Raw genomic sequence first — 7,399 nt, 5'->3', positions numbered from 1 at the left:
TATTAGGGACATTCTACAAACGGCTTCAGTTTTTGTTACCCTTGATGAGGATGTTGACAAGCGATCGCAGGAGTTAGAAGATTTAGGATTTGGACTTTATGACTCTTTTCATATTGCTAGTGCCGAACGGGGGAAGGCGGATATCTTGTTAACGACAGATGATCGCTTGCTTAAAAAAGCAAATAGCTATCAAGATAGGCTGTTGGTCAGATTAAGTAATCCTGTTAATTGGTTAATGACTATTTTTCAGCAAGAAGGAGAAATGAGCAATGACACCAATTGAGCTTAGAAAGAAAGCTTATCAAGTTTTGGTCAATAATCTGGGTCAAATTGATACAATTCGCTTTTTACAACAGGTAGGATGGGGAAGTGGTGATTACACTAAAGAACGAGAAGATCTACTCAAAGGGGTAACGCGAGATGAGTTTTGGCAAGATATTCGGAGAAATCGTCAAAAATAGCCAGCGATTGAAGTAGTCGGCGCTGTGCGTGAGGCGATTGACCCGAGCGATTGCATAAGATAAAAATATTATTTGTCAAGTACGGATAACCGAATACTTTACATCGGTAAACCGAATCTCCGGCGTGCAACTGGGGTGGCCTATGGTTCGTTGTTGTCCGGGGTGCGATTGAGTCCCCTCACCTTCAAGTCTGTTGCGACTGGCTCTGTGGTTGTGTACAATCTGTTTAGCTCAATCTGCTGAATATGAACTATTCCTCTGCATTAGCTTTACTTAAAAATAACTACCCGAATTTGGCTGTTATTGAAGTTTGGGAGAATGTGCTGTTTTTACGAATGAGTAAAGGCCGATGTGTTTTCCACCGGAAAAAAGGGACGATTTTTGCGGGTTTGGAAGTTGGCACTTGGGTCTTGGCGGCGGATAATCAAGTGGAAGCCAGACAGTTATACAAAAAAATGGCGATTAAACTGCATCCTGATAAGCAGTCGGGGAGCCATGACAAGTTTATTAAGCTAAAAAATTGTTACGAAAATTATGAGACAATTAGAGCTAGACTTGGGGCTGGATTTTTTGAGTACGATGACTACCCAGAAGACCCAAAATACTCAAAATCTTATTACTACCGAGAAAGACAGAGAGACGAGTGGTTCAGGAAAACCTACAGCAGCTATCAAGCCTGGGTTAAAAGACGCAAGGAACAAGACGAGTACGCCAGAAGGCAAGTCGAAGAACTCGGGGTACCCTTTTGATGAAACCAGTCGCCGGGTTTTAGCGAGAAGACCTCGCTTTGAGAAGGATTATCAAAAGGATTTGACTTTTTATCTGGCGAAGGCTTGTGAATATTTACCCTGGCGTTTTTATGTGGAGTTTGAGGTAAATTGTCTGGGTCAGCAGCGTTTTATTGACCTGGTTGTTAGAACTGAAAGCCCCCAACATATTTTGATGGAGTTGAAAAAAGGGACGGTAACTGTTGAGATTATTAATGAGGTTTTGGATAGACAGTATGTGGAGGGATACAAGCAACGCACTAAGAATGGTAAATATCCTTTGCTTTATATCATTGGTAAGGATTTTTCCCCGGAAGCTGAAGAATATGGTAAGTCTGTTAGCCAAAAGCTGAACGTGCAGTTTAAAAGATGTAAGTATAAGCCTGAAGTTCTGGTCAGGAATTATGAACAATTAATGGAGTTTTTTGACTCTAAGTTGATGGGAACTGATATCGGTGGTTTTGAGTTGAAGCGGGTGAGGCGGGATGTTCCTTTGTTGTACGAATCGAATTTGAGTTAGGGGGCTGTTGATTAACACACAAACTAATTTTTGTCAAGTTTTGGCGGGGATCGCAGTTCCGAGACGCCGAAGCGATCGCAGTCTGAGAGATAATAATATTCGGTTTGAACGTGGGGAAAGATTTACTCAAAATTTAACCAACTAAACATTTCTTTTGCTGACAATTGTAAGTCTTGAAGCGTCTCTAAGGGGGGTAAAATTTCTTCGCCCAATTTAACCTCTGGAAATAAGTTGGGTTGAAATATCATAACTGACTCATCTGTGGGATCGATTAACCATCCGAGTTGGGTGCCTTGATTAATACAAAAAATGATTTTGCGGATGACTTGATTGGCAGACTGTTCGGGAGATAAAATTTCTATTACCCAATCTGGATGAACTTCAAAACGATTCGCTATTTTTCCCTGTTCGGTTTTGGGAATGCGATCCCAAGTGAAAACACTGATGTCTGGTACAACAGAACGTCCTCCAAAAGTACACCGCAATTCGGGAAAAGCATAGGCTAATTTTTTAGGTAAAAACACCTCATTAATAACTGTTCCTAAACGACCTTGTAAAACACTATGTTCTCCTGGAGGCATTGGTTTTTGCTCTATTTTTCCTTCAATGTATTCGCTGGCGGGTTTGGTTTCGGGAAGCTCTAAAAATTCTTCCAGCGTGATTTGGGGTTGAACTTGAGTAACACTAACCATGTTTTTCCTCGTTGACCGTCTCTCTAGGATGAGTATAGAATACATTGCGATCGCCATTTTTGAGACGCTTCGCGATCGCCTGTCAGGTGTGCGGATCTATATTATTACGCGATCGCAATTTCCGAGATGCTACGCGATACGGGCTACGCACACGCGAAGAGCGATCGCTTTGTGGTAAAATTTGGGGTTTAGAAGGAGCGTTGGGGTGGACAATTCTTGTTCCGAGATGCTGGGCGATCGCCAACTTTATTGACTGAAAAATTTATGACAGAAAATAACATCAGACAAAAAATCTTGGAACAACTCGAACCCTTGTCGGGAGAAAAAGTTAAACATCTGCTTTCAGAATGGCTCGTTAGTGCATCTGATAAATTAGAAGATTTTGAGGAATTGCTGAGGAATGAATCCTCGCCAAGAACTGAAGAATTACTTGATTATGGGGAAATAGACTCAACATTAAATTTTAGATCTCTGAGCGAAGCGGAAATGGTTCGGCAAAGTCAATTGGCTCTTGAATCTTATCGTCGTCAAGGTGTATCAGTGCCACATGACCGCGTGCGCGAATGGGCAGATCGCTTGGGAACGGATCAAGAAGGCTGATCCCCGAAATAGTTTGGACTGAAAGCGCAGTTGACGATCTCAATCGCCATTACGATTTTTTAAAAATTAACAATGCTGACGCTGCCGCACGGGCAATACAAGGGATTGTCTCCTCTGCTGAAAGTTTACAGGAGAATCCCCGCAGAGATACGGCTATTAGTCAAAGTCCGGGATTGCGTAAGCTCTTTGTTTCTTTTGGTAAATATGGTTATGTGATTCATTATGCTCTTCTGGAAGACGATGTGATTATTTTGCGAGTCTATCATGGACGAGAAAACCGACCTTACTAACATTTAGTAACTCAGAGGTCAAGATATTTTGAGTTCGCCAACTTTCCCGGAATTAAACTTGACGGCAGAACAGATATTTGTAGGGGGAAAGTAATTCTAAGACGCTTTGCGATCGCTACAGGATTTGGAACGTAAACCGCCGGAAGATGGGGACGGGGTTCGGGGGCGATCGCAGTTCCGAGACGCTACGCGATATGTGTACGCACACGCTACGCGATCGCAGTCTGAGAGATAATAATATTGGGTTTGTTGGCGAATTGGAGTCATTTTGATGTTGGACGTTCTGAAACTTCCTGATGTAACTTTATAATTTCTGCTAACTTGCGCTGAAACAGAGGAAAATCTGGATTGAGTTCTGAAGCTTTTTTATAATGCTTGATAGCTTCTTCAAGATTTCCTTTTGGAACCAAACTTTCTGCTAGATAATAATAAAAAGAAGCTGAGTTAGGATTTAACTTAATAGCTTGTTGATTGGCTGCGATCGCTTCATTCCATTTGTGTTGTTTCGCTAAAACCATCCCTAAACTGTGATAAGACCAAGCTGAGTTAGGATTCAATTCAATAGCTCGACGGTAAGCAATAGCAGCTTCCTCTAACTTCCCCTCTCGTTCATTTTTCTTAGCCATTGCGGTATAACCAAGACTTGTTTGAGGTGCTTCTTGATGTTGGTCAGGTTTTCTTTGTAGCCATTCTACACGGGAGATACTAACAGAATCAAGTTCCTGGGGTCGGTTAGAATCAAGAGTTTTTCGCAGTTCTCTATAGGAGTAGCCCATTTGATAAACTGTCTCATGTCCTAACAATTCTAAATAGTCATTTGCTGCTTGCCAAATTTGGGGATTTTTCAGAGATAAAGTCCATTTATTTAAGTTTTGCGGATCAGGTCTGGTTTTCTGGTCAACTAATTTTTTGTCTCCAAACCTCCATTTCGTTAAATTGTTAGTACCATATTCAATCATTTCAGGAAAAAACTTCAATCCCATTGATTGACAAATTTTTCTGAACTCATTTTCGGGATCAATAACTATTTTTTCATAGTGTATAACGACACAACGATTACCTAATTTTTTAATTCCTTCTAGCAGAAAATTAGGTGCTTTAGTTATGTCAAATCTGTTTCTATCTAAGTTCGACCATTGACTGTTCACCCAGGTAGTAATAATCGAGCAAAGAACCGCCAAAGGATTTCTAAGCAATATAATAAAATGAGATTGTGGGAAGGTTCTATACAGGTCTGGGATAATGTAATAGTAGCGTGGAGTTTTATCCAAGAAGTAACTTTTTACAGTAGTGTTTAAAGCCGAATTATATATGTAAGAGTACATAGAACGTAAACCCTGATAATATACTGCTTCCTGATCCGGTAGTTGTTGGAAAAAAGTTTGCCAAGCTATTTTAGCTAGATCCATGTTATATTCAACATTAGATTCAACTTTACAATTTTCAAAAGGTAAAGGGTACAAAGCAGGTAACATGATCCAAGGCTCAGACAAAGTATGGATCTGAGGATGACTTCCCAGTATACGTTGACTCATCGTTGAACCAGCGCGAGGCTGAGAAATCAAAAATATCAAATTTTGGCCTTCAAGTCCTATGCTCATTTTTTGTCTCAGTCACTAAAAAATAATGCTAAATTTCAACTGTATTAAAGTGTACCAAATTCGGTAGACGACTGACCTATAATTCTGACCAGTTGCTTGCTATTTCTTTTGCATATAGCATTCTTCAAGTGATGTATATGGCTTCGGGGTAAACAAAAAAATGAGATATTCCGCCTTGCTTCGCCTTACTGGAAAGTGCTGTATCATTTGTTTATATATAGAATTTTCAAAAAATTAATTCTTTAATGAATCCATAAAATCATAATCTTGTTGCAGAAAATTTTCTATTTTTTTTCTCGCTTGCTTGGAAACTTGATGAGGCAGTATTCTTTTATTTTGTGATATATTTTTACGGGGTATTTCAGCGTCAACCAAATCTATTCCAAGTCTATCAATAACATAGGATAGCTGGTTACTAAAATCTTCATAACGGATAATAAAATCCATAGCATTTCTTCCTTTTTTGTCAATGAAATAGATCGATTGAGGTGTGATCTTGTATTGATCTAATGAATCTATGAAAGATTCAAATTTAATATTGCCCAAATAGTTACTATGATTGGGATGTTCAGGATTCGCAATTGTTTTGCGTGAACGAAAGTTAAACCATGATAGTATCCAATCTACTGGATCTCTAAAAACTCCAAATTTATAAAAATCTTGAATACAAGAAGGCGATTTGGGTCGCTGAGATAATGCTTTGAAAAAGAAATCAAAATTCTTGATCACATTTTGATAAGACATATGCTTTAACCCAGGATGAGCATCGCTTAAGTCGATTTGAGCGTAATCCTTCAATAAAAACTCCACAGTTGTAGATGCTGCTTTGGTATTTGCTATAAAAATGAATTTCTTTTTAACGCTAATTAACATGAAAAAAAACTGAAAGTATAAAGTCAATAAAAAAATCAAAATTTACCACTTTTTTTATATAAAAAAATAGATTTTCCGTTTGGTTCATTTTCTGGTTGCCAGGGGATGCCAGCCTTTACAAACTCCTCTTCTTCAAATAAAGAAGTTACAGGAATAAAACAATTGACACCTAATGATTCTTTAATAGTATACATCACGTCATACCCAAACAAGCGAACATGATCTTTTTGTCCAAATGTTTTCTTTCGTTCAATTTCAGATAAAAATGGGTCGAGATTTTCAATTGTTTTTTGTCTTTTATGAATGGGTATTGTAAATACCATCGTTCCCTCTGGTTTTAAAATACGAGCCAAACCATGTAGAACATCTTTGACCGAACAAAAAAGATGTTCAAGTACATGATTGTGTAATATAAAGTCCCACTCATCTGATGGCATTGAGTTCAAGTCTTCACAAATATCAAAGCGTCGAACTGTTGTTTTTGAATTCTTGTATCTTTCAGGAAACAAATCAAAAGCCTGGTATTTTTCAGCATGACTTTTGGTAAAAAGATCGATAAAACACTTTTCCGGTGCAAAGTGTAATATGCGATCTTCGGCACGTGGAATTCCTAATTTAACAAGAACCATGTAGATAACTCTACCTCTTTCTAAAGAGCCACAAGTCAAACATTTAGCCGAGGGGCGATTAGCGAATTTTCCAAATTTTTGACCTTTACAAATTGGACAAATTACCGTAGTCATAATTTTATCTGCCCTCAAAAAAAATTGGATTAATTAAACAAGGTAATGCAATGTGATTTTAGTGTATAAAACAATTCAAAATCATCATAATAAAGTTGATTTATAATTGCTTCTAATTCATCGTCTAACATTGCAGAATAACTAGGAATATCCCCTTGATTTAAAAAGCGTTCATAAATATGAATAGCCGACAAATCAACTGCGTTATCATCATATTTTTTGTATTTTGACGTTGAATTGGTTTTGTGTTTAAAAAATTTATTGGCTAATTCATATCCGAAAAGTTTTTCTGAATTTTCAGCCAAATTATCAAGCAACCAAAGATGATTGTAGTTGATGGGTGCTAAATGTTCTTTCTGGGGCCAAAAGTGACAATCAACTCTTTCAAAATCTACCTTGGCCAAATACTCAGACACAAATTCCCGAAAAGTTAATAAATCGAGTGACACTGATATGTTTCTACTGATAGAATCTGAAAGATCTGATCCCTTTTTCAAACGTTGAATAAACTGATTTAAGTAAGCAGATATCACCCTATCGCTTGGATTCCTGATCACTGCAATCTTATGCTCAAAAGCTTTTAAGCTATCTATTGACTTAACTCGATGATATTTCATCATAAACTCCAAATAGGAGTTACAGTATTTTATGTTATCGCGCATATTAGAGTTTGCAACAAAAAATTTTTTGAAGGCGGAACAAGCATTTTTTCTGATATAAGTGTACACAAAGTCTATATTATTTAAGTGTAAATGAAAATGATAATGTCTTTTGGAAAGCATAATCAATCAATTGGGGTTTTCAAAAATTTTCTCTACTTTGAATGAGCTTGACAGGATATAAAATCAATTG

Annotated in this window: 13 protein-coding genes; 7 read left to right on the top strand and 6 right to left on the bottom strand. The window is 37.7% G+C overall.

The annotated features are described in order from the left end of the window. From M595_RS31635 to M595_RS26565, 4 genes are all read left to right on the top strand, one after another. Nucleotides 1-283, top strand: a 283-nt coding sequence (locus M595_RS31635; protein WP_023069685.1) for a PIN domain-containing protein, incomplete at its 5' end; no start/stop codon positions are given. Next, the gene (locus M595_RS26575) at nucleotides 270-461 is read left to right on the top strand and encodes a hypothetical protein (protein ID WP_023069677.1); all 192 of its coding nucleotides are present in this window, start codon (nucleotides 270-272) and stop codon (nucleotides 459-461) included. The genes M595_RS31635 and M595_RS26575, both read left to right, overlap by 14 nt. Nucleotides 462-706: 245 nt before the next feature. Then, nucleotides 707-1,210, top strand: coding sequence for a molecular chaperone DnaJ (locus tag M595_RS26570; protein WP_023069681.1), 504 nt, complete (start codon nucleotides 707-709; stop codon nucleotides 1,208-1,210). 61 nt (nucleotides 1,211-1,271) lie between these two features. Then, nucleotides 1,272-1,748 carry a hypothetical protein gene (locus M595_RS26565; RefSeq protein ID WP_023069683.1) on the top strand — a complete coding sequence of 159 codons (477 nt, stop codon included), beginning with the start codon at nucleotides 1,272-1,274 and terminating at the stop codon, nucleotides 1,746-1,748. A 122-nt stretch (nucleotides 1,749-1,870) separates the two neighbouring features. On the opposite strand, the gene M595_RS26560 is transcribed toward M595_RS26565, so the two are convergent. Beyond that, on the bottom strand, nucleotides 1,871-2,440 hold the full coding sequence (locus M595_RS26560; protein WP_023069678.1) for a Uma2 family endonuclease: 570 nt from the start codon (nucleotides 2,438-2,440) through the stop codon (nucleotides 1,871-1,873). A gap of 44 nt (nucleotides 2,441-2,484) precedes the next feature. On the opposite strand from M595_RS26560, the gene M595_RS30840 reads away from it, so the two are divergent. Genes M595_RS30840 through M595_RS26550 form a run of 3 tightly spaced genes read left to right on the top strand, consistent with a single transcriptional unit; the run spans nucleotide 2,485 to nucleotide 3,330 of the window. Beyond that, complete coding sequence (locus M595_RS30840) at nucleotides 2,485-2,697, top strand: hypothetical protein (protein WP_023069686.1); 213 nt, start codon at nucleotides 2,485-2,487, stop codon at nucleotides 2,695-2,697. 7 nt (nucleotides 2,698-2,704) lie between these two features. Further along, entirely contained in the window at nucleotides 2,705-3,040 is a 336-nt protein-coding gene (locus M595_RS26555; protein ID WP_023069688.1) for a hypothetical protein, read from the top strand. Beyond that, nucleotides 3,004-3,330, top strand: coding sequence for a type II toxin-antitoxin system RelE/ParE family toxin (locus M595_RS26550; protein WP_238987146.1), 327 nt, complete (start codon nucleotides 3,004-3,006; stop codon nucleotides 3,328-3,330). The genes M595_RS26555 and M595_RS26550 overlap by 37 nt, the downstream gene beginning before the upstream one ends. A gap of 96 nt (nucleotides 3,331-3,426) precedes the next feature. On the opposite strand, the gene M595_RS31345 is transcribed toward M595_RS26550, so the two are convergent. The 5 genes from M595_RS31345 to M595_RS26530 form a co-directional block, all read right to left on the bottom strand. Then, the gene (locus M595_RS31345; RefSeq protein ID WP_161809834.1) at nucleotides 3,427-3,597 is read right to left on the bottom strand and encodes a hypothetical protein; all 171 of its coding nucleotides are present in this window, start codon (nucleotides 3,595-3,597) and stop codon (nucleotides 3,427-3,429) included. Further along, a complete protein-coding gene (locus M595_RS26545; protein ID WP_040484735.1) occupies nucleotides 3,594-4,931 on the bottom strand; it encodes a sulfotransferase in 1,338 nt (445 codons plus the stop codon). The genes M595_RS31345 and M595_RS26545 overlap by 4 nt, the downstream gene beginning before the upstream one ends. A 234-nt stretch (nucleotides 4,932-5,165) precedes the next feature. Then, a complete protein-coding gene (locus tag M595_RS26540; protein WP_023069679.1) occupies nucleotides 5,166-5,804 on the bottom strand; it encodes a sulfotransferase family 2 domain-containing protein in 639 nt (212 codons plus the stop codon). A gap of 35 nt (nucleotides 5,805-5,839) precedes the next feature. Next, complete coding sequence (locus M595_RS26535) at nucleotides 5,840-6,547, bottom strand: methyltransferase domain-containing protein (protein WP_023069687.1); 708 nt, start codon at nucleotides 6,545-6,547, stop codon at nucleotides 5,840-5,842. A 29-nt stretch (nucleotides 6,548-6,576) separates the two neighbouring features. Beyond that, entirely contained in the window at nucleotides 6,577-7,329 is a 753-nt protein-coding gene (locus tag M595_RS26530) for a sulfotransferase family 2 domain-containing protein (RefSeq protein ID WP_071809970.1), read from the bottom strand. Between the last annotated feature and the right edge of the window lie 70 nt (nucleotides 7,330-7,399).

The sequence above is a fragment of the Lyngbya aestuarii BL J genome, from assembly GCF_000478195.2.
In the GTDB taxonomy this organism is placed as follows: Bacteria; Cyanobacteriota; Cyanobacteriia; order Cyanobacteriales; family Microcoleaceae; genus Capilliphycus; species Capilliphycus aestuarii.
Note: the sequence above shows the minus strand (reverse complement) of the source record. Positions and strands in the feature narration are given on the sequence as shown.